Origin of the sequence: Streptomyces curacoi, from assembly GCF_001513975.1 — a bacterium.
Lineage (GTDB): Bacteria > Actinomycetota > Actinomycetes > Streptomycetales > Streptomycetaceae > Streptomyces > Streptomyces curacoi.
The window spans coordinates 436,945-455,976 of sequence record NZ_KQ947987.1 but is presented as its reverse complement, the minus strand read 5'-3'; the positions used below and the strand labels follow the sequence as shown (position 1 = coordinate 455,976).

At 70.8% G+C, this 19,032-nt stretch carries 16 protein-coding genes and 1 pseudogene; 9 read left to right on the top strand and 8 right to left on the bottom strand.

The genetic code is table 11. The features are described from left to right. Positions 1 to 165: 165 nt before the first annotated feature. Positions 166 to 2,325, bottom strand: a complete 2,160-nt coding sequence (gene cyc2 / locus AQI70_RS15465; RefSeq protein WP_062149325.1) for a germacradienol/geosmin synthase Cyc2 — start codon at positions 2,323 to 2,325, stop codon at positions 166 to 168. A 184-nt stretch (positions 2,326 to 2,509) separates the two neighbouring features. Between cyc2 and AQI70_RS15460 the strand changes: the two genes are divergently transcribed. Next, positions 2,510 to 3,748 carry an endonuclease/exonuclease/phosphatase family protein gene (locus AQI70_RS15460; RefSeq protein ID WP_062149322.1) on the top strand — a complete coding sequence of 413 codons (1,239 nt, stop codon included), beginning with the start codon at positions 2,510 to 2,512 and terminating at the stop codon, positions 3,746 to 3,748. Between the two features lie 24 nt (positions 3,749 to 3,772). Here AQI70_RS15460 and AQI70_RS15455 read toward each other — a convergent pair whose 3' ends face one another. After that, positions 3,773 to 4,522 carry an ABC transporter ATP-binding protein gene (locus AQI70_RS15455; protein ID WP_062149319.1) on the bottom strand — a complete coding sequence of 250 codons (750 nt, stop codon included), beginning with the start codon at positions 4,520 to 4,522 and terminating at the stop codon, positions 3,773 to 3,775. Positions 4,523 to 4,568: 46 nt separating this feature from the next. After that, positions 4,569 to 5,051 carry an ABC transporter permease gene (locus AQI70_RS15450; protein ID WP_244181641.1) on the bottom strand — a complete coding sequence of 161 codons (483 nt, stop codon included), beginning with the start codon at positions 5,049 to 5,051 and terminating at the stop codon, positions 4,569 to 4,571. Between the two features lie 50 nt (positions 5,052 to 5,101). Between AQI70_RS15450 and AQI70_RS39160 the strand changes: the two genes are divergently transcribed. Beyond that, the gene (locus tag AQI70_RS39160) at positions 5,102 to 5,251 is read left to right on the top strand and encodes a hypothetical protein (protein ID WP_159042665.1); all 150 of its coding nucleotides are present in this window, start codon (positions 5,102 to 5,104) and stop codon (positions 5,249 to 5,251) included. A gap of 20 nt (positions 5,252 to 5,271) precedes the next feature. On the opposite strand, the gene AQI70_RS15445 is transcribed toward AQI70_RS39160, so the two are convergent. From AQI70_RS15445 to AQI70_RS15435, 3 genes are all read right to left on the bottom strand, one after another. Beyond that, positions 5,272 to 6,459: a damage-control phosphatase ARMT1 family protein gene (locus AQI70_RS15445; RefSeq protein ID WP_062149316.1), complete on the bottom strand. Its 1,188-nt coding sequence runs from the start codon at positions 6,457 to 6,459 to the stop codon at positions 5,272 to 5,274. Between the two features lie 22 nt (positions 6,460 to 6,481). Further along, positions 6,482 to 7,129 carry a ScbR family autoregulator-binding transcription factor gene (locus tag AQI70_RS15440; protein WP_062149313.1) on the bottom strand — a complete coding sequence of 216 codons (648 nt, stop codon included), beginning with the start codon at positions 7,127 to 7,129 and terminating at the stop codon, positions 6,482 to 6,484. 70 nt (positions 7,130 to 7,199) lie between these two features. Next, positions 7,200 to 8,147 carry a ScbA/BarX family gamma-butyrolactone biosynthesis protein gene (locus AQI70_RS15435; RefSeq protein WP_062149309.1) on the bottom strand — a complete coding sequence of 316 codons (948 nt, stop codon included), beginning with the start codon at positions 8,145 to 8,147 and terminating at the stop codon, positions 7,200 to 7,202. A gap of 194 nt (positions 8,148 to 8,341) precedes the next feature. On the opposite strand from AQI70_RS15435, the gene AQI70_RS15430 reads away from it, so the two are divergent. Continuing rightward, positions 8,342 to 9,019 (top strand): ScbR family autoregulator-binding transcription factor, encoded by a 678-nt coding sequence (locus tag AQI70_RS15430; RefSeq protein ID WP_062149306.1) that lies wholly within the window; start codon positions 8,342 to 8,344, stop codon positions 9,017 to 9,019. Between the two features lie 165 nt (positions 9,020 to 9,184). Here AQI70_RS15430 and AQI70_RS15425 read toward each other — a convergent pair whose 3' ends face one another. Further along, the gene (locus AQI70_RS15425) at positions 9,185 to 10,996 is read right to left on the bottom strand and encodes a S8 family peptidase (protein ID WP_062149303.1); all 1,812 of its coding nucleotides are present in this window, start codon (positions 10,994 to 10,996) and stop codon (positions 9,185 to 9,187) included. Between the two features lie 364 nt (positions 10,997 to 11,360). On the opposite strand from AQI70_RS15425, the gene AQI70_RS15420 reads away from it, so the two are divergent. Then, the gene (locus AQI70_RS15420; protein WP_062150075.1) at positions 11,361 to 12,320 is read left to right on the top strand and encodes a lytic polysaccharide monooxygenase auxiliary activity family 9 protein; all 960 of its coding nucleotides are present in this window, start codon (positions 11,361 to 11,363) and stop codon (positions 12,318 to 12,320) included. Positions 12,321 to 12,338: 18 nt separating this feature from the next. Here AQI70_RS15420 and AQI70_RS15415 read toward each other — a convergent pair whose 3' ends face one another. After that, positions 12,339 to 12,992: a hypothetical protein gene (locus AQI70_RS15415; RefSeq protein WP_062149300.1), complete on the bottom strand. Its 654-nt coding sequence runs from the start codon at positions 12,990 to 12,992 to the stop codon at positions 12,339 to 12,341. A gap of 645 nt (positions 12,993 to 13,637) precedes the next feature. Between AQI70_RS15415 and AQI70_RS15410 the strand changes: the two genes are divergently transcribed. The 5 genes and pseudogenes from AQI70_RS15410 to AQI70_RS15390 form a co-directional block, all read left to right on the top strand. Further along, a complete protein-coding gene (locus AQI70_RS15410; protein WP_062149297.1) occupies positions 13,638 to 14,330 on the top strand; it encodes a DUF6230 family protein in 693 nt (230 codons plus the stop codon). Next, a complete protein-coding gene (locus AQI70_RS15405) occupies positions 14,330 to 14,737 on the top strand; it encodes a DUF6114 domain-containing protein (RefSeq protein ID WP_107116994.1) in 408 nt (135 codons plus the stop codon). The genes AQI70_RS15410 and AQI70_RS15405 overlap by 1 nt, the downstream gene beginning before the upstream one ends. Before the next feature lie 45 nt (positions 14,738 to 14,782). Further along, positions 14,783 to 15,349: pseudogene (locus tag AQI70_RS15400) on the top strand (SAM-dependent methyltransferase); the annotation flags it as partial. Positions 15,350 to 15,589: 240 nt separating this feature from the next. Continuing rightward, positions 15,590 to 16,585: a substrate-binding domain-containing protein gene (locus tag AQI70_RS15395; RefSeq protein ID WP_062149290.1), complete on the top strand. Its 996-nt coding sequence runs from the start codon at positions 15,590 to 15,592 to the stop codon at positions 16,583 to 16,585. Between the two features lie 185 nt (positions 16,586 to 16,770). Further along, the coding region (locus AQI70_RS15390) for a sensor histidine kinase (protein ID WP_063801597.1) at positions 16,771 to 19,032 on the top strand (2,262 nt) is incomplete at its 3' end.

The window sequence follows — 19,032 nt, the reverse complement described above, 5'->3', positions numbered from 1 at the left end:
AGTTCCAGGAACGTGCCGTTCCGGCCGAAAACTTTCGAAAACCGCATCCGGAGGATTGAAGTCCGTTGCCGGCGACGGCTGTTACGTTCTGCGCCAAGACGCGTCACACGTGGCCCTGGCGGCCCTGCGGGACACCCTGGCGAACCCCGGGGACGATGCGGGAGGTCAGCTGAGGACGGGCACCGCCGGCGGGCGGTCCGGCAGGAAGCCGTGCGCGCGGCGGGCCAGGTACTCGGCCTTGTAGCGGTCGACCTCCCGGTGCCAGTTCAGGATGCCGGCCAGCCAGTTCTGGAGGTCGACCACATAGCTGCGCATGATGTCGCGCGCCTCGTCCGAAAGCCCGAAGTCGTCGTACATGATGGGCAGTTCGTGCGCCGCCACGTGCTCGAACTGCTGCATGCGCTGGGTCATCAGGTCGTGGACGACATCGAGCGCGGCCGGGTAGTCGATGCCGAAGAAGTTCTGGACCACGAGGATCGCGTTGTGGATCTCGCCCTCGTACTCGATCTCCTTCTGGTACGAGAAGACGTCGTTGAGGAGGCAGGCGTAGTCGATGGCGGCGTTCTCCAGTGAGCGGACGGGCCCGCTGCGGTACACCTCGGGCGGGATCGCGGGGCCGTGGCCCATCCGGCACAGGCTCAGGGTGAGGTCGGAGCCGAAGGTGGCGCGGCGCATCTCCAGGTAGTCGACCGGGTCGGGGATGCGGTTCTGGAGCTGGTTGGACAGCTCCCACACCCAGCTCTCGGTCATGACGTCGACCGCGTCCTTCAGGGTGCGCCGGCCGTCGGGGGTCATCTCGGCCGTCGTGCGGGCCCACAGGTCGGCGAGTCCGCGTTCCATGCCGTTGAGCGGGACGATCGCCTCCTCGCCGTCGAGGGGCATGCAGGCCGACAGGCGCCGGGTGGTCAGCCGGGCGGCGGCCAGGTCGCGGCGGTGACCGAAGACGAGGGGGTAGTAGTCGTCGCCGTAAGTGCCCCAGGCGAGCCACTGCGAGCTGAGGTCGAGGGCCTCGGGGGTGGCGTCCGGGTCGAGGCCGGCCGAGCACAGCGGGAGATCGTACGCGGCGAGTTTGTCCTCGTCCCAGACGCCCTCCTGAAGCATGCCCATGCGGTGCGTCCACTGGGTCAGCCGGTGGCGGGCGTCGTTCAGATGCGGGCTGAGCTGCACCTGGAAGGGCATGTGGAAGTCGGGGAGCCGGGACGGGCCGACCTTCTGGAACGGCACATGGGTGTAGGCGCGCAGGCGTTCGGCGCCGGCCGCCGCGAGCAGCGCGCCGACGTCGGCGGCGGAGGTGCCGGGCCCGGTCGGGCCCCGCCAGGGCGCGGTGGGTTCGGCGCGTTCGTTCATGTACCTGCTGGAGCGCATGTGCCACTCGTGCCCGCCGGACTGCCAGTCCTGCAGCCCCTGGGTGTACGCGGCGACCGCGGCGACCTCCTCGGGGCTGAGGCCTTTCTCCAGGGCCACGGCGGGGACTTCGGTGAGGGCGGTGTGCTCGAACTGGTGGAGCCGGGAGGTGAGGACGTCGTTGACGGTGTCGGCGGCCTCCTGGGTGGTGCAGCCGAAGAACTTCTCCAACACCAGGACGCCGTTGCTGAGTTCGCCCTCGTCCTCGACCTCGCGCTGGTAGGAGAACAGGTCGTTGCGCAGGTGCACGCCGTCGGAGAACGTCTCCATGAGGACCCTGAGGGGCCTGGACCCGGCGACGGACACGGGGACTTCGGCGGTCGCGTACTCGACGAGGCCCGACGACCAGGGGGCGCCGCCCACCTTGCGGCGCATCTCGATGTACTCGACCGGGTTGGCGACCCGGCCCTCGTTGATGTTGGACAGCTCCCACAGCGACTCGTTCAGGAGATGCTCGGTGGCGACGGCGAAGCGGCGGCGCCAGTCGACCGACATCGAGGGCACCGTACGCGCCCACAGGTCGGCGAGGCCCGCCTCGACGGGGTTTTCCGGCTCGGGCATCGGCGTCGACAGGTCCATCGGCATGAACAGCGGCAGCCGGTCCAGGTAGGCCTTGCCGCCGACCCGGTCCTGCGTGCGCTTGAAGGTCTCCAGGAAGTGGTCGTCGAAGAAGAAGACCCACACGTACCAGTCGGTGATCAGGGAGAGGGCGGGGCCGTCGCAGTCGGGGTGGGTATAGGCGCAGAGCAGGCCGTAGTCGTGCGCGTCCAGGTCGGCCTGCTCCCAGATCCCGGATCCCTCCAGCATGCCCATCTCGCGCGCCCACTCGGTCGAGTGAGCACGTGCCTCGTCGACGTGCGGGTTCAGCCGCGCGGGATACGGCATGTAGAAGTGCGGGAGTTCGAAGGGCTGCTGCGTCATGGCCGGGCCCCTACCCCTGGGGCCGAACGGGCATCCTCCGGGCGGTGCGTGATCACACCATCGCGTGAATCAAGCGTGAATGCGGGAGTTCTCGCCGGGCCTTGTGGCGTTCATCTCTACGCGCGCAGACTACCGACGTCCACACCCACGCAGTGCACGTGTCCCCTCCCTCACCGGAGCCCCGATGAACCACACCGGATCTTTCTCCCGCCGCGTCGCGCTCGCCTCCCTCGCCGGGGCGGCCCTGGCCGGCACCGCCGCGTTCCCGGCCTCCGCGACCGGCGGACACCGGCGCACCGTACGGTTCGCCACCTTCAACGCCTCCCTGAACCGCTCCGCCCAGGGCGCGCTGATCACCGACCTGTCCACACCGGACAACGCCCAGGCGCGCAATGCCGCCGAGACCATCCAGCGGGTCGACCCGGACGTGCTGCTGATCAACGAGTTCGACCACGACGAACAGGGCACGGCGGTCCGCCTGTTCCTGCGCAACTACCTGTCCGTCGGCCAGGGCGGGGCGAAGCCGGTCCGCTACCCGTATCACTTCACCGCCCCGGTGAACACGGGCGTCGCCTCCGGGGTGGACCTCGACGGGAAGAACGGCGCGGTCACGACGCCCGGTTCGGACGCGTACGGGCAGGACGCCTACGGCTACGGCTGGTTCCCGGGGCAGTACGGCATGGTCGTGCTGTCGAAGTACCCGATCGACACGCGCGCGGTGCGGACCTTCCAGCGGTTCCTGTGGCGGGACATGCCGGGCCACCTCATGCCGCCGGGCTACTACAGCGACGAGGCCCGCGCGATCCTGCGGCTGTCGTCGAAGAGCCACTGGGACGTGCCGGTGTGCGTCGGGCGCTCCACCGTGCACTTCCTGGTCTCGCACCCCACGCCGCCCACCTTCGACGGCACCGAGGACCGCAACGGCCGCCGCAACCACGACGAGATCCGGCTGTGGGCCGACTACATCGGCGGACGCCGGCGCAGCTCCTATCTCTACGACGACAAGGGGGTGCGCGGCGGGCTGCGGCCCGGGGCCTGGTTCGTGATCGCGGGTGACCAGAACGCCGATCCGTACGACGGCGACAGCCACGGCCACGCCATACGGCAACTGCTCGACCATCCGGCGGTGAACCTCCCGGCCGCACCGCCGGCCGGCGCGGGCGGCGTGGAGGCCGCGAAGCTCCAGGGCGGCGCCAACACCTCGCACACCGGCGATCCGGCGTACGACACCGCCGACTTCGGCGACGGCGCTCCGGGGAACCTGCGCGTCGACTACGTCCTGCCGTCCAAGGGCCTGATACCGGGCGCGAACGGCGTCTTCTGGCCGACGTCCGACGACCCGCTGTACCGGCTGGTGGGAGACGGCAGGACGGTGCCGACCTCCGATCACCGGCTGGTGTGGCAGGACGTGCGCCTGGGCTGAGCGACGGGGGGGCCGACGGGCGCGCTACCTGTTGCGCACCGCCCGCCCCACCTCCGACCGCAGCGCGACGAACTCCGCCAGGCCCCGGGTCGCGATCTGGTCCCGGGCGCCGGGGAGTTCGACCGGCAGATCCAGGACGACCTTCGCGCCGGGCCCCGGGGAGAGGACGACGACGCGGTCGCCCAGGTACACGCTCTCGTCGATGTCGTGGGTGACGAGGACGATCGTCGTGCCGTCGGTGCGGTGGACCTCCAGGAGCAGGTCCTCCAGGTCCTCACGGGTCTGGGCGTCCAGGTAACCGAAGGGTTCGTCCATGAGCAGCAGGGAGGGGCGGCAGACCAGGGCGCGGGCGATCGCCACGCGCTGCTGCATGCCGCCCGAGAGCTGCCAGGGGTGGCGGCGGGCCGCACCGGTGAGGCCGACCCGGTCCAGGATGCGGTCGGCCTCGGCTCGGCGTTGGGCTCTCGGCAGGCCCCTGCGGCGCAGGGGGAGCGCGACGTTCTCGCGGACCGTGAGCCAGGGGTAGAGGGAGCGGGCGTGGTCCTGGAAGACCACGGCCAGATGGTCGGGGACGCCCCGCACGGGTGTGCCGTCCAGCGTGATCGTTCCGTCGTGCGTCGGCAGCAGGCCCGCGATGGTGCGCAGGAGCGTGGACTTGCCGCAGCCGGACGGTCCGACGACGCACAGCAACTGGCCGTGCGGCACGGTGAGGGTGATGTCGTGCAGGACCTGGTGGTCGCTGTAGTGCCGACCGACCGCGGCTAGCCGGAGCATGGATGTCCCTGCGCAGCAGCAGGAGGGGCGGTGGGGGGCGTACGGGTCATACGGTCGTCGTCCTCCCCCGGCCGACGAGCCGCTTCTCCACCGCCAGCAGGCCGGTGTTGAGGAGGTGGCCGAGGGCGCCGAGCAGGACCAGCGCGGCCCAGACGGTGAGCAGGCCGGAGCGGGACTGGGCGTCGGTGAGCGTGAAGCCGATGCCGTTGGCGGTGCCCGGCAGCAGTTCCGAGAACACCATGAGGATGAGGGAGAGCGAGAGGCTCAGGCGCAGCCCGGCGAAGACGCGGGGCAGCGCGGAGGGCAGGATCAGGAAGCGGAGCCGTTCGGCCGGGGTGAGGCGCAGGACCGCGGCGACCTCAAGGCGCAAGGGGTCGGTGTCGCGGGCCCCTTCCGCCGTGTTGATCAGGACCGGCCAGACGGCGCTGAAGACGATGGACGCGATCTGCATCGGCGTACCGAAGTCGAAGATCACGACGAAGACGGGGACCAGGGCGGGCGGTGGGACGGCGCGGGCGAACTGCAGCACGGGATTGCACAGGGCGTACACGCGGCGCGAGCGGCCGACCGCGACTCCGAGTGCGATCCCGGCGACGGCGGGTCTTCGCCCCCCGCCAGTACGCCACCGGCGTCCCGTACGACGCCTGCCGCGTCCTGCGCGACCACCACCCCGTCGCCCGGCAGGACGAGCCCCACGGCATCAAGTCGCCACTCGTGCGGATCACTTGAGTGAAGCCGCACGGTGGTCGTCACATCCGCACCTGGATCAGCGCATGCGTCCCGCCCGTCCGCCAGGTCTGCCCCTCCGCCGCCACCAGCGCCGCCTCCGTCCCGGCGTCCAGCCCGGTGACGACGTCGGACTTCAGGGTGCGCAGGGCCGCGACCGGGCCCGGGAAGTGGGCGGTGACGTCGGTGAACGGCGTCGTCGGCGGCCACAGCCGGTCGCCGACGAGGCGACGGTAGTTGAGGTCGCCCTTGACGATGGTGAGGGTGGCGGCGGCGAGCTCCTCGCGAAGGTCGCCGGGCATCGCCGCGAACGGCAGCGGGGCGCTGGAGAAGGGATGGGCGCGGACGGTGAGGCGGCCGTCCGTCATCGCCGACCAGAGGGTGCGGCCGTACGTCGCCGCCGCGCCCGGTGCCGCCGTGAGCCGGCGCAGGGCGTCGAGCACATCGGTGTGGGTGGCGTCGGAGACGTAGTACGGGTAAGGCTTGACGTGGAGCACCGCCCGCGCGATGCGCCCCTGGGTGAGGAGACGGGCGATGAGGAGCAGGTCGGGGACGAGTTCGCGCCCCGCGTTGTCGGCGATCAGGCACAGGGTGGCCGAGCCCTCGGGCGGCAGCAGTGACCACAGGGCCTCGCTGTCGTCGGCCACCAGGGGCGGGGCGTGCGAGGAGGTCTCGTCGTGCGCGGCGGACAGCCGGAAGCCGAGGTCCGCACGGTTGCCCCACAGGGAGCCGTGCAGCAGGGCCCGGTCCTGCTCTGCGGCGGGCCGGTCCGCGAGGGCGTCGAGGGCGGCCAGTTCCTCGTCCGTCTCCGGGGCGTCGAGTTCGGCCAGCTTGGCGGGGCGGAAGGGGTCGATGCCCTGCCAGGGGCCGGGGGTGAAGTATCCGACCGCTTCGAGGAGTTGGCGGTAGAAGTAGCTCTCCGACCACAGCCACGGTACGTCGAACCAGGATCGGCCGGTGTGGGCGTCGGCGCCCCAGGCCGTCCAGCGGTCCCGGTCGGGTGCGTCGGCGGGCAGCGGTTCGATCACGCCCTTGGTGCAGCTCGCCAGGAGCGCGTCGAGCACGCGGTGCCGCTCGGGGCCGTAGGGGAAGGACTCCCGCACCTGCCGGATGATCGCGGGATGCCGTTCGGCGAGCACGCTGTGCGGGAACGAGCCGGGTTCGTTTCCGAGGAGCACGGGCGCGGGCGGGATGTCGGACCTCTCGGGCATGCGCCTCACCGTATCGCGCGTGTCATACGGCTCTCAGCTCCCGCTCCAGCTGTGTCGCGAGCGCGAGATAACGGGCCCGCCGGGGTACCGGGACCAGGCCGCGGATCATGATGTGCCACATCTCGGCCACCCTGCGGGGCTGGCGTGCGACGGGTTCGAGGGAACGGCCGACGACACGGGTGCCGACGAAGAAGCAGACGAGGGAGTGGGCGGCGGCCTCGGCGTCGACGTCCGGGTGGATGTCGGACTCCTTGGCGGCGCCGAGGAGTTTGCGGGTGGCGATGTCCAGCAGTTCGGTGTAGGGGTGCCGCAGGGGCGGTCGTATCACCACTCCCCCGGTGGCCAGGCGCAGGCCGGCCCGGGGTATCGGGCCCTCGACGGACAGGCGTGTGATGCCGAACGTCGTGCGTATCAGCGCCTCCAGCGAGGACTGGCCCCGGGCGTCCATCTCGGCCGCCACCTGCCGGGCGGCTCTGGACTGGAGCTCCATGATGGCCTGGGCGAGATCCTCCTTCGCCGCGAAGTGGAAGTACAGGGCGCCCTTGGTGACTTGGGCGTGCTCGACGATGTCGCTGAGACTGGTGGATTCATAGCCGTGACGGTCGAACAGTTCGGCGGCGGCTGTGAGGATCGTGGTGCGGGTCTGTTCGGCGCGTAACTGCCTCGCCATCGGCTGGACACTCCTGGGACGGAAAAGAACGGGTCATGCCGTTTGTTTCTTACTCCGCGTACACGATATCTCACCGCTCCTCCGTACCCACCTCGCACTCGAAGACCGTCGAGTCCTCCTGTCGTCCCACGACTTGGACGGCGGTGCCGCCGGCGTCCGCCGTTTCGGTCGCTTCTATCCAGGTGGGACGGTCCAGTTCGGCGTACTGGTGGAAGACGGCGCGGAAGGAGACAGGTGTCCGGCCGCCGTTGCCGGGCAGGGCCCGCACGGCCTGGCGGGCGGCCTCCAGCAGCAGCATGCCGGGTATGTGGTCGAGGGGGTGATCGAAGAAAACAGCATGCGCGGTATCAACTCGCAGCTGCCAGCGGTCCGGGCGGTCGGACCGGGCGAGGACGACGTCCGCGGGCAGGGCCCGGTCCACCACGGCGGGCGGCAGCCCCGGCGGGACGGGCAGCGCGGAGACGGTGGCCGCGGTGCGACCGCCGCGCAGCCTGCGGTAGACGGGCTCGCTCGTCCAGATGGCGGCGATGGACGCCGTCGCGACGAGCTCACCGCCGATCCGGACGTCCGTGTCGTAGCGGAACCCGGCCGGGCGGCCACCGCGGTGGTCGAGGTCGGTGACGGTGACGTGGAGGACGGGTTCGGCGGGTACGGCACCGACGGCCAGATGCTCGGGGCGGGTGGTGACGCGCAGTTCCCGGAGCACGAACTGGTGGCCCAGCGGGACGTCGTACGCGGTGTGCGCGAGGAGCGAGCCGGCCTGGCGCACGGTCTCCGCGACGAGCAGCGGTTCATGGGCCGACCGGTCTGGCGACACGTGTAACTGGTGAGCACGCGGCCACTGGGCGGTGACGGTGAACCGGTCGGCGTCGATGGCGGCCCAGTCCGTCAGAAACGTTTCAGCGACCGAGGCGCGATGGACGAGCTGGCGGGGTACGGTGGCGGTCAGACCGCCCGGTAGCGTCGGGGCCTTGGCGAGTGGGGTCGTGGTCGTGGCGAGCTGCGGCAGATGAGACATGTCCCCTCCTTGGGTACCCCCGTGTGTGCGCTGACAGCCGGCGAGGCGCCCGTGTCGCGAGCGTTAGAGTACGAGCCGACCGGTTTGTTTTCAATGCGGCCTGGGGTCGCCCGGATCCGTGCCGAACCCGCTCCGGCGCACACCGGCGCACACCGGCGCACCCGGGGGCGAAGGAAAAATGCGGAGGGGCAGTTATGGCGAGGCAGGAGCGCGCCATCAGAACGCGGCGGCTCATCCTGGAGGCCGCGGGCGCGGTGTTCGACGAGCACGGGTACACCGCGACCACCATCGCGATGGTCCTGGAGCGGGCCGAAGTCACCAAGGGCGCCCTGTACTTCCACTTCCCTTCCAAGGAGTCCCTGGCCCAGGCCGTGCTGGACGAGCAACTGCCGCTCGGCGCCGTGCCGGCACAGTCGTGCAAGCTCCAGGAACTCGTCGACATGACCTTTGTGTTCGGGCAGCGGCTGCTGAACAACGCGCTGCTCAAGGGCAGTGTGCGGCTGGCGGTTGACCAGGCGGCACCGTCCGGCGTCGATCATGCCGGACCGTTCCGGCAGTGGGCGGACCATCTGGTCGTCCTGCTGGAACAGGCCCGGGACCAGGGTGAGTTGCTGCCCACCGTGGATCCCAGGAAGACGGTGGAGCTGCTGGTCGGGGCGTTCGCGGGGATTCAGCTGATGTCCCGGGCGCTGACCGACCGCAGCGATCTGGCGGAGCGGATATCGGTGCTGTGGGGGCACATCCTGCCGAGCATCGCTGTGCCGGGCCTGCTGATCGGCATCGACCGCAAACCCGACCGTGGCGAGCGGATTCTGGCGTCCCTCGACGAGACCGGCGTCGACACGACCGCCGTGGACCTGTCCCTGCGCTGAGGGCGACTTACCGGACCGGAGTGACGGTTTCCGGGGCTCCTGCGGGGCGGCGCGCCCGCCCCGCAGGAGCGTGCGCGAAAGACGACGGGCCGGCCGATGCCCCATCCGCACCGGCCGGCCCGCCCGCTTTGTGTACGCGCCCGTTCAGGCGCGCTCAGTTGTCGCTCAGAAGGTCAGCTTCCAGCTGTTGAGCCTGCCCGTGTCCTGGGCGGCCGTGTCCTGGACGCGCAGCTTCCAGGTGCCGTTGGCGGCCTCGCTGGAGGCGTTCACCGTGTAGGTGGTGTTCACGTTGTCCGCGGAGTCCGAGGAGCTGGCGGCCTTCAGACGGTAGCTCGTCCCGTCGGGCGCGATCAGGTCGATGACCAGGTCACCGCGGTAGGTGTGGGTGATGTCCACGCCGACCTGGAGGGCCGAGGGGGCGTTGCCGCTGCGGCCGCTGACGGCGATGGAGGACTCGATCGCGGAGCCGTTGTCCGGGATGGAGACGGCCGTGCTGTTGGTGAAGGTGGTGCCCCCCGTGGAGCCGCCGCCGGAGCCGCTCACCGCCTGCACCGTCTTGGCCGCGTCCGCGAGACCGGCGCCGCAGCCGCCCGAGCAGGTACCGGGCAGCGCACGCGAGTTGGTCTTGATCGCCGACTCGATCTGCGCCGGGGTCAGCGACGAGTTGGCCGACTTCATCAGCGCGGCCAGGCCCGCGATGTGCGGGGCGGCCATGCTGGTGCCCTGGTAGTACTCGTAGTTCTCGGTGGACGGGCCCTGCGCGCCGGAGTTCAGCGTGGACAGGATGCCGTTGGCGGTGACGGAGTTGGTCTCGCCGCCCGGGGCCGCGATGTCCACGACCGTGCCGTAGTTGGAGTAGTAGGAGCGGTTGCCCTGACGGTCGGCGGCCGCCACGCTGATGACGTTGTTGCAGCTGGCCGGCGAGTAGTTGGCGGCGTTGGAGTTGTCGTTGCCCGCCGCGACGACGACCGTGGTGCCGCGGTTCACGGCGGCGTTGATGGCGTTCTGGGTCGCGGTGGAGCAGGCGCCGCCACCGCCGAGGCTCATGTTGATCACCTTGGCGACGTTGGTGTTGGCCGGGACGCCGGAGACCGTACCGCCGGACGCCCAGGTGATGGCGTCGATGATGTCGGAGTCGTAGCCGCCGCACTTGCCGAGGACACGCAGGGGGGAGACCTTCGCGCCGTGCGCGATGCCCGCGACGCCCTTGCTGTTGTTGGTGACGGCGGCGATGGTGCCCGCGACGTGGGTGCCGTGCCAGGAGGAGGGGTAGGCGGGGTCGCCCGCCTGGCACTGGTTCGCGGCGGTGAAGTCGCCCGGGTCGGCCGGGTTGCTGTCGCGGCCGTTGCCGTCACCCGCGACCGCGGTGTCGGAGATGAAGTCGTAGCCCGCGACGATGTTGGCACCGAGGTCGGAGTGGCTGACGTAACCGGTGTCGATGACGGCGACGGTCACGCCGGTGCCCGTGGCGACGTCCCAGGCACCCGGCACGTTCATGCCCGCGGTGGTCTCGAAGAGGTCCCACTGCTTGCTGTACTCGGTGTCGTTGGGCGTGGCCAGCGGCTTGTTCAGCCGGTCCGGTACGACGTAGGCGACCTGCGGGTCGGCCCGGTACTCGGCGACGACGTCGGCGACATCGCGCTTCGTGAGGTTCTCGCCCAGGTCGACGAGGGCGGCGCCGGAGCCGAGGCGGCGCTGGAAGTCGAGGTCCTCGCCGGCCTCCTTGCCCTTGGCGGCGGCGTCGGCCTCGGCGGCCTTGTTCGACTTGGCCTCGGCGGCGCCGGACTTGTAGCCGACGATGAGGCGCTCGGCCGGGGTGCCGGGTGCGGCTTCGGTCTGGGCCGCCGGGACGGAGGCGGCGGCTTCCGGGGTGGTGGAGTCCTGGGCCACGGCGACAGTGGTGGCGGCCGTGAAGAGCGCGGCGGAGACCGCGGCGACGGGTATCAGCTTCCGTCTGAGGGGTGCAGAGGTACGCAAGGGCTTGCCTTTCGTGGGGCCGGCCGTACTCCGGGCAGCGCGGAGCGGCGGTCGATTGCGCTTCGTCCTCGAAGCGGCGGGGGGTGTATCGAAAGTGCGGGGGCGCGGCGGCCGGCCTGGCGCGAGCTACGACCTGTTCGGGGTTACCTGTGGGTCGGCTGTGGTCGAACGATAGGCAAAGAGGAGGTCACAGGGATACAGGGGAAACCCTCGATCGGGCCGGAAACCCACCCTCTACGTCGGACGGTTGACCGGCAATGACGGATTTCGCCCGGCTCGTCGCGTGGTGAACGCGCCGGGCCGCCTTCCCGTACTGGACGAGGACCTTCCCACTCCGGCCGAGGAGACGTTCCGGATGTCCTGGATGCCCTGGACGAGATCGCACCGCACCGCCCTGGCGGCCGCCTCACTCACGCCGTTGCTGCTCACGGTGTGGGCGGCCGGCCCGGCCCGGGCGCACGGTGCGCCGACGGATCCGGTCAGCCGGGTGTACGCCTGCTCCCCCGACGGCAGCGGCACATCCCGGTCTGCGGCGTGCCGGGCGGCGGTGGCGTCGAACGGGGCGCCCTTCACGGCCTGGGACAACCTACGGATCGCGAACGTGAACGGCCGGGACCGGCAGACCGTCCCCGACGGACAGCTGTGCAGCGGTGGACTGCCCGCCTACCAGGGCCTCGACCTCGCCCGCGCCGACTGGCCGTCGACCCGTCTGACGCCGGGCGCCACCCTGACGATGCGGTACGTCTCGACGATCCCGCACAGCGGCACCTTCCGGCTCTATCTCACCGAGCCCGGCTACGACCCGACGAAGCCGCTGAGCTGGTCCGATCTGCCGGAGCAGCCGTTCGCGGAGGTGACGGACCCGACGCTGACGGACGGGGCGTACCGGATCAGGGCGAAACTGCCGTCCGACCGGGCCGGGCGCCATGTGCTGTACACGATCTGGCAGAACAGCAGCACTCCGGACACGTACTACTCGTGCTCGGACGTGGTGTTCCCGGCGGGCGGGAGCGGGGGCGCCGAGGAGAGCGGCGGCGGGGGTGCTGCTTCGGCCACCGCGAGCGCGGGGCGCGACGACAGCCGTACGGCCGGCGGCCCTTCACCCGCGAGCAAGCCTCGTACGGCCGCCTCGCCCACGACTCCCCCTGCGGCCGGGGCCGCGACGACGCGCACCCAGGACGGCCCCGCCCCCGACAGCACGCCGGTGGCCTCCACCGGCGGCACCGGTGTGAGCCCCTCGGCGCCCGTGCTGGCGGGCGGCGCCGCCGCGGTGCTGGTGCTCACCGGGGGCGCCGCCCTGGCACTGCGTCTACGACGGAGGTGAACTCCCATACCCAAGACGTCAGTTGACGTAGACCCGCTCGCCGCTGCCGGTCACCGGGGCGTGCTTGGCGGTGAAGTAGCCGTTGGCGAAGCACAGGGACGAGCCGGAGACCTTCGTGAACTGCTGACGGGTGAAGTTGATGCTGTTGTCGTCGTTGCTCGCCGTGCCGGTCAGGCTGGGCGCCTGGTAGACGCAGTTGATGCTGCCCAGGAGGGTGCGCAGCACGACCGTCGTCTGGATGGTGGAGCCCTCGGCCGGGGTCACGGTGACGGTGCCGTCGGAGGCCACGGCGGCGGTGTACGGCAGGTTGTTGACCGTGATGCCGGTGACGCCGAGCACGCCGACGACGTTGGCGGTGCAGCTGCTGGGGTCGAAGGTGTGCTCGGTGACCGACTCGGTGGCGGTACCCGGGGCGCCGGGGTTGTCGGTGACGGCGGCGGTGAACTGCGACTTCGTGCAGGAGATGCCGCTGGTGCCGGTCGCGCTGGAGTAGAACGTGGCGGCGGTGCCGCTCGCCAGCGGCGCGGTGAGGACCTCGCCGACCGCGACGGCCGTACCGCCGACGGAGCCGGTGGTGAGAACGGCGCCGTCGGCCGCGGACGCGGGGACGGCCATGGGGAGGGTGAGCGCGGCGACGGCGCCGGCGAGGGTGAGGAGGGTGCGCGTGCGCATGCGGGTGTACCTCGGCTTTCGTTGGGGGGTGTGCCCTGAGGGGATCAGGGAGTTCGGGGAGTGTGGGGCGCTTGGGTCGGCGTGCGCCGCTGCCGGCCCGTGACGCCTTCTCCGTACGTGACGGACCGGCAACGGCAGCCGACCGGAGGCCGGCCGGAGACCGTGGGAAGGGCTCCGGCCGGACCGGGCGGGGCGTCCGGCACGGGCCGAGGGGGGAAGCGACCGTGCGGGCGCCGCGGAGTGGGCTCGACGAAGGTGAAGGACATCAGGTCCGGGAACGCGGGCCAAGGCCTCGCGACGGCGGATCCGGCGCCACGGATCCAGGGGGGAGCCAGGGAGAGTTGTAGACCTGAGGGTCGCTCAACGTCAAGGCGTCGCAAGGCAGTTGATGATTGCCGTGGCGGTGCGTGAGGCCCGACGGAAGCTCATGACTCACAAGCGGCACACAATCAACACCCTTTTTCCACAAGTGCCTTGACCCTTGAGTGTAACCACCGGTAACTTCCCGGCTGGCTACTGCGGAGTACGAGAAAGCCCTTGCATCCGCCGGGAGTTGCGAGGAGGCGTGCGCCGTGGGCGATGTCCGCGCCAGGACAACGTGCCGCTGATGCCCTACCCGCACTTTTTCTGCACCTGGGAGCAGTCATGGCCTCGTCCTCGGACACCACCTCGTCCGCCGACCACACCCCCGAGAACCCGGAAAGCGGTTCCGTCTGCGAAACGTCCGACACCACCGACGGTCCCGCGAGACGCGGGCGGGTCCGGGCCCGCAGGGCCGCCGTGATGGCGGTGCCGGCCACCCTGGCCGCCGGCGCCCTCGCGGTCCTCACCGCCGAAGGCGCGCTGGGCGTGCAGTTCGCCATCTCCGGCATGCCCTTCACGGTCACCGCGACCGAGCTCAACGGCACCGGGTTCGAGCAGTTCGGCGGCCTCGACCACATGGCGCCGGGCAGCCCCAACGAGGGGGACACCGGCGGCCAGGTCCTGGTCGTCACCTCCGCGATCAAGAACGCGACGCTCACCAAGCTGTGCCAGAGCGTCGACCTCGGCGGCACGAACCTGCTCATCACCGCGGGCGGTGGGGCGCAGAAGGTGACCGCGAGCGATCTGACCACCGACTCGACCGAGCTGTCCGGTGACGCGGCGTTCAACAACATCGAGATCGGCAACGACGCGAGCACGTTGACCAAGGCCGGGGTGAAGGGGCCGATCGGTGTCTTCAGCCAGCAGGCGGACACCGTGCACATCGCCAATCTGCGGCAGACCAACTACGCGACGACCGCAGGTGTGTTCAGGCTTCCGGGCCTGAAACTCCGCTTCAGTGACCCGGGTTGCTGATGAGCGCGCGTACGGGATTCCGGTCGGCCTTCCGTCGCTGGCGGGCCGACCGGCCGTTCTGGGGCGGGCTGCTGCTCGCCCTGGGCGGGGCGGAGATTCTGCTGACCATGAAGGCGTCGATGAAGGTCGTCCTCCATGTCGGGATGCAGGGGCTGGCGGGGTATCTGCTGCCGGCCCTGATGCTGTTGCTGGGGCTGCTGATCCTCTTCAATCCGGCGCAGCGGCTCTTCTACTCGATCACGGCGGTCCTGCTGTCGCTGGGGACCTGGCTCACCTCCAACCTGGGAGGCTTCTTCGTGGGGCTTCTCCTGGGGGTGGTGGGCAGCTGCCTCGCCTTCGGCTGGCTGCCTGACCAGGAGCCTCGTCGGAGCCGGAGGCAGCGCCGAAACGCCGTCGCGGCCGGTTGAGTTCGGCGAGCAGGGCCTTCACAGAGGCGAGCAGACCCTCAGTCGACGTCGCCCAACATCCATGAGATCGCCCAGTCGGTCACCCCGGGTGCCCGAGTCGTCTACGTCGACAACGATCCCCTCGTACTCGCCCTGTCCCAGGGCCTGTTGTCCGGCACGCCCGCGGGGAGGACGGCGTACCTCGAAGCCGACATGCGCGACCCCGCGGCCGTTCTCGACGCCCCGGCGTTCCGCGAGACCCTCGATCTGGGTGAGCCGGTCGCGCTCACCGTCATCGCGATCGTGCACTTTCTGCTGGACGAACACGACGCCGTGGGGATCGTGCGGAGGCTGCTCGAACCGCTGCCCGGGGGCAGTTGGCTCGCGATGTCCATCGGCACCGCAGAGTTCGCGCCGGACGAGGTCGGGCGGGTCGCCCGGGAGTACGCGGCGCGGGGCATGCCGATGCGGCTGCGCAGCCTTGCCGAGGCGGAGGAGTTCTTCACCGGTCTGGACCTCGTCGAGCCGGGCATCGTCCAGGTCCACAAGTGGCGTCCGGACGGTGCGGGCACCGTGGTGCCCCGTGACGAGGACATCGCGATGTACGGCGCGGTGGCGCGCAAGCCGGGTTGAGCCGTTTGCGGATGCAAGCAGTGCGGGCAGGCCGGCGCTCGCCCGACCCTCCCGCCAGCGGTTCATCACGATGTGGCAGCAACGACTCACGCGGTGTGGTTGCACACTTGACTACCGGCGGTCACACGCGATTGGCTCCGCCCCAGCGAGAGTTCACCAGGTCGGCGCACCCCCGTTCGGTGTGGGCCGTGCTCTCGTTCGTTCCTCCGGCTCGGCCGCACAGCGAGGTGCCGCACCCTCATGAAGACCCCACCCCCCTCCTCCTCTTTCGCTCGCGTCGCGGCGCTCACGGCCGCCGCCTGTCTGCTGCTGGCCGGCTGCTCAGCCCTCGGCGGGACCGACGAGGCGGCGGGCGCGGACTCCGCGGGCACCCCGCGCCTGAAGATCGCCCTGATCGCGCACGGCGGCAAGGGCGACGTCTTCTGGGAGCTGGTGCACAAGGGCGCCCAGGCGGCGGCTGCCAAGGACGACGTCGACCTGACCTACGCGAACGACTCCGACCCGGCGGGGCAGGCCGAGTTGATGCGGGACGCGATCCGGCAGAAGGTCGACGGGATCGCGGTGACCCTGGCCAAACCGTCGGCGATGAGGGGTCCGGTCGCCGAGGCACGGGCGGCCGGTATACCCGTGGTCGGCCTCAACTCCGGTATGGACCAGTGGCGGTCCGCGGGTCTCCTGGAGTACTTCGGCCAGGACGAGAGCCTCGCGGGCCGGGCCGTCGGCAACAAGCTGGACGGCCTGAAGGCCAAGCACGCCCTGTGCGTCATCCACGAACGCGGCAATGTCGGCCTGGAGGCGCGCTGCGCTGGTGTGAAGAAAGCGTTCGGCGGCGAGACCGAGAATCTCTACGTGGACGGCACCGACATGGACGCGGTGACCGCCACCGTCACGAGCCGGCTGACACAGGACCCGACCATCGACGAAGTCGTCACGATGGGCGCGCAGTTCGCGCTCGCCGCGGTCAAGTCGGTCAAGGAGGCGGACAGCAAGGCGCATGTCGCGACCTTCGACCTCAACAAGGAACTGGTCAAGGCGGTCCAGGACGGCGACGTGCAGTTCGCGGTGGACCAGCAGCCGTATCTCCAGGGCTACCTCGCGGTGGACTCGCTCTGGCTCTACAGAACGAACGGCAACACCCTCGGCGGCGGTGAGGCGCCCGTCCTCACCGGGCCGGCGTTCGTCACCAAGGCGAACGTCGGCTCGGTCGCGAAGTTCGCCGCCAACGGAACCCGCTGACCGGACAGTCCCCCCGATGGTGTCGCCAAAGATTCGGTCAGGCGTGACGCCTACGGTCACTTGTGCGGATAGCATCCTGCGCACCCCTTGTGCCGTATCGGACACGCAATCACCCCTGGCGCTCGTCCCCCTTCCGCTTCCGCGCTGCCCCCTCCCCGCCCTCCGCTGATCGCCCTAGGACGACAATGTCTCCACGGACAGGTCCCCGGCGCCGCCTCGGCTCCATCCGTCTCTCCCTGATCCTGCTGGCGCTGGTGCCCAGCGTCACGCTCGCCGCCGTCTGGAGCGTGACGACGATCCAGATGTTCTCGGAGGGGCTGGGGCTGCGCTCGCAGACCGGGCTGAGCAGGTCGACCGGTGCCATGGGCACCGAGGCCACGCTCGCGTTGCAGCAGGAGCGCAGCTACTCGGCCGTATGGCTGGCCACGCGCCAGGAGGAGGCCCGCACCGCGCTGGACGCGCAGCGCCGCAGGACGGACCGGGCGGTGGCGAAGCTCCTCGCCCAGTCCGAGGAGATCCAGCAGGCGCCCTCCCGGGTCAAGGACCGGCTGTACTCGGTCGTCGCGTCGGTGAGCAGTCTGGAGTACTACCGGGGCCAGGTCGACGACCCGACCGACATCACCGCCGTGCAGGCGCTGGGCCAGTACACGTCGATCATCGACGACCAGATACACGCCTTCCAGGAGCTCTCCCAGGTCGACGACGGCGACCTCACCTCGCAGGCCGGTCCGCTCGTCGCGCTGGAGCACGCGGCGGAGCTGATGTCCCAGGAGGACGCGCTGCTGACCCTGGCCGCGCCGTCGCGGCGGATGGACGAGAAGACGTGGACCGAGTTCGCCGAGCTGGCGAACACCCGCCGCTGGCTGGTGGAGGACCAGATCCTCCCCTCGCTCACGGGCAGCGCGAAGACGCAGACCGAGCGGATCCTGCGGAGCCCGCAGTGGGGCACCCTGGAGTCCGTCGAGGACAAGGTGCTCGCGGCCCGCGCGGCGGCGCGCGACCACGGGAACATCGCCGTGCCGGACGCGCAGAAGGAGTGGCGGGCCGCGCTGATCGAGGTCTCCGACGCGTACTCGGCGCTGATCCGGCAGCAGACGGCGGAGCTCCTGCACCGCAGTGCGGAGGAGGCGCGCGGCCTGCTGATCAAGGCCGCTTCCCTGAGCGCGGGCGGTCTGGTGGCCCTGCTGCTGTGCGTGGGGATGTCTTGGCGGATCACCCGCTCGCTGTCCCGGCGTCTGCGCGGCCTGCGGGAGGCCACCTTGAGCCTCGCGCAGGAGCGGCTGCCCGACGTGGTGGCCCGGCTGGAGCGGGGCGAGAAGGTCGACGTGGAGCTGGCGACCCCGCCGCTGGACTACGGCCATGACGAACTCGGCCAGGTGGCCAAGGCGTTCAACACCGCGCAACGCACCGCCGTGCACACCGCCGTCGAACTCGCCGACACCCGGCGCGGCTTCCAGAAGGTCATCCTGGGCATCGCCCGGCAGAGCCAGAACCTGGTCAACCTCCAGCTCACCAAGCTCGACGCGCTGGAGCGCGTCCACCAGGACCCCGAGGTCCTCAAGGGGCTGTACGAACTGGACTCCACCGCAAGCCAGTTGCGCCGCTACGAGGAGAACCTCGTCATCATCAGCGGCGAGCGGCCCGGCCGCAGCTGGAGCGAGCCCGTGGCGCTGATCGACATCCTGCGCAGCGCCGTCGGCGAGGTCGCCGAGTACCAGCGGGTGGAGGTGCACACCGAGGAGGAGGTGCATCTGGCGCCGCCCGCGGTGGCCGACGTGATCCATCTGCTGGCCGAGCTCATCGAGAACGCCACCCTGTACTCCCCCGCTCCCGCCCCGGTCGGGGTGCGGGCCGCGATGGTGGCCAAGGGGCTGGCCGTGGAGATCGAGGACCGTGGCCTCGGCATGTCCGAGGAGGACTACGCGTCCTTCAACGCCCAGTTGGCCGACCCCCCGCAGTTCGATGTGGTGGCCCTCGCCGACGACCTGCGGCTCGGCATGTTCGTGATCGGCCGGCTCGCCCACCGGCACGGCATCGCGGTCACGCTGCGCTCCTCGCCGTACGGCGGCACGACGGCGATCGTGCTGATCCCGCACGACATCGTGGTGCGGGACGTACCCGTCCCGGACCGGGAGGAGGTGGAGCACGCCGGAGCCGCCGAACCGCAGGAGCCCGTACGGGAGTCCCGCCCCGTCGTCCCGGCCAGCACCGCGCCCGCTACGGCCCCGGCCCGCACCGCACGGCGTGCCGGCCTGTCCCCGCTCCCCCGCCGGGTACCGCAGACCAGCCTGGCCGCCGAGCTGCGCGAGGAGGCGCCGCCCGCCGAACAGACCGAAGCCGCCGACGACTTCACCGCGGAGCGAGCCGCCGCCTCCCTGGCCTGTTTCCAGCGCGGCACGCTCAAGGCCCGCGACGACAACGGCGACGAGACCCCGAGCGCACTCGGA

Excerpts from the sequence above, each read along its gene's own strand:
- cyc2 (WP_062149325.1), bottom strand. The coding sequence starts at position 2,325 with ATGACGCAGCAGCCCTTCGAACTCCCGCACTTCTACATGCCGTATCCC.
- AQI70_RS15460 (WP_062149322.1), top strand. The coding sequence starts at position 2,510 with ATGAACCACACCGGATCTTTCTCCCGCCGCGTCGCGCTCGCCTCCCTC.
- AQI70_RS15455 (WP_062149319.1), bottom strand. The coding sequence starts at position 4,522 with ATGCTCCGGCTAGCCGCGGTCGGTCGGCACTACAGCGACCACCAGGTC.
- AQI70_RS15445 (WP_062149316.1), bottom strand. The coding sequence starts at position 6,459 with ATGCCCGAGAGGTCCGACATCCCGCCCGCGCCCGTGCTCCTCGGAAAC.
- AQI70_RS15440 (WP_062149313.1), bottom strand. The coding sequence starts at position 7,129 with ATGGCGAGGCAGTTACGCGCCGAACAGACCCGCACCACGATCCTCACA.
- AQI70_RS15435 (WP_062149309.1), bottom strand. The coding sequence starts at position 8,147 with ATGTCTCATCTGCCGCAGCTCGCCACGACCACGACCCCACTCGCCAAG.
- AQI70_RS15430 (WP_062149306.1), top strand. The coding sequence starts at position 8,342 with ATGGCGAGGCAGGAGCGCGCCATCAGAACGCGGCGGCTCATCCTGGAG.
- AQI70_RS15420 (WP_062150075.1), top strand. The coding sequence starts at position 11,361 with ATGCCCTGGACGAGATCGCACCGCACCGCCCTGGCGGCCGCCTCACTC.
- AQI70_RS15415 (WP_062149300.1), bottom strand. The coding sequence starts at position 12,992 with ATGCGCACGCGCACCCTCCTCACCCTCGCCGGCGCCGTCGCCGCGCTC.
- AQI70_RS15410 (WP_062149297.1), top strand. The coding sequence starts at position 13,638 with ATGGCCTCGTCCTCGGACACCACCTCGTCCGCCGACCACACCCCCGAG.
- AQI70_RS15405 (WP_107116994.1), top strand. The coding sequence starts at position 14,330 with ATGAGCGCGCGTACGGGATTCCGGTCGGCCTTCCGTCGCTGGCGGGCC.
- AQI70_RS15395 (WP_062149290.1), top strand. The coding sequence starts at position 15,590 with ATGAAGACCCCACCCCCCTCCTCCTCTTTCGCTCGCGTCGCGGCGCTC.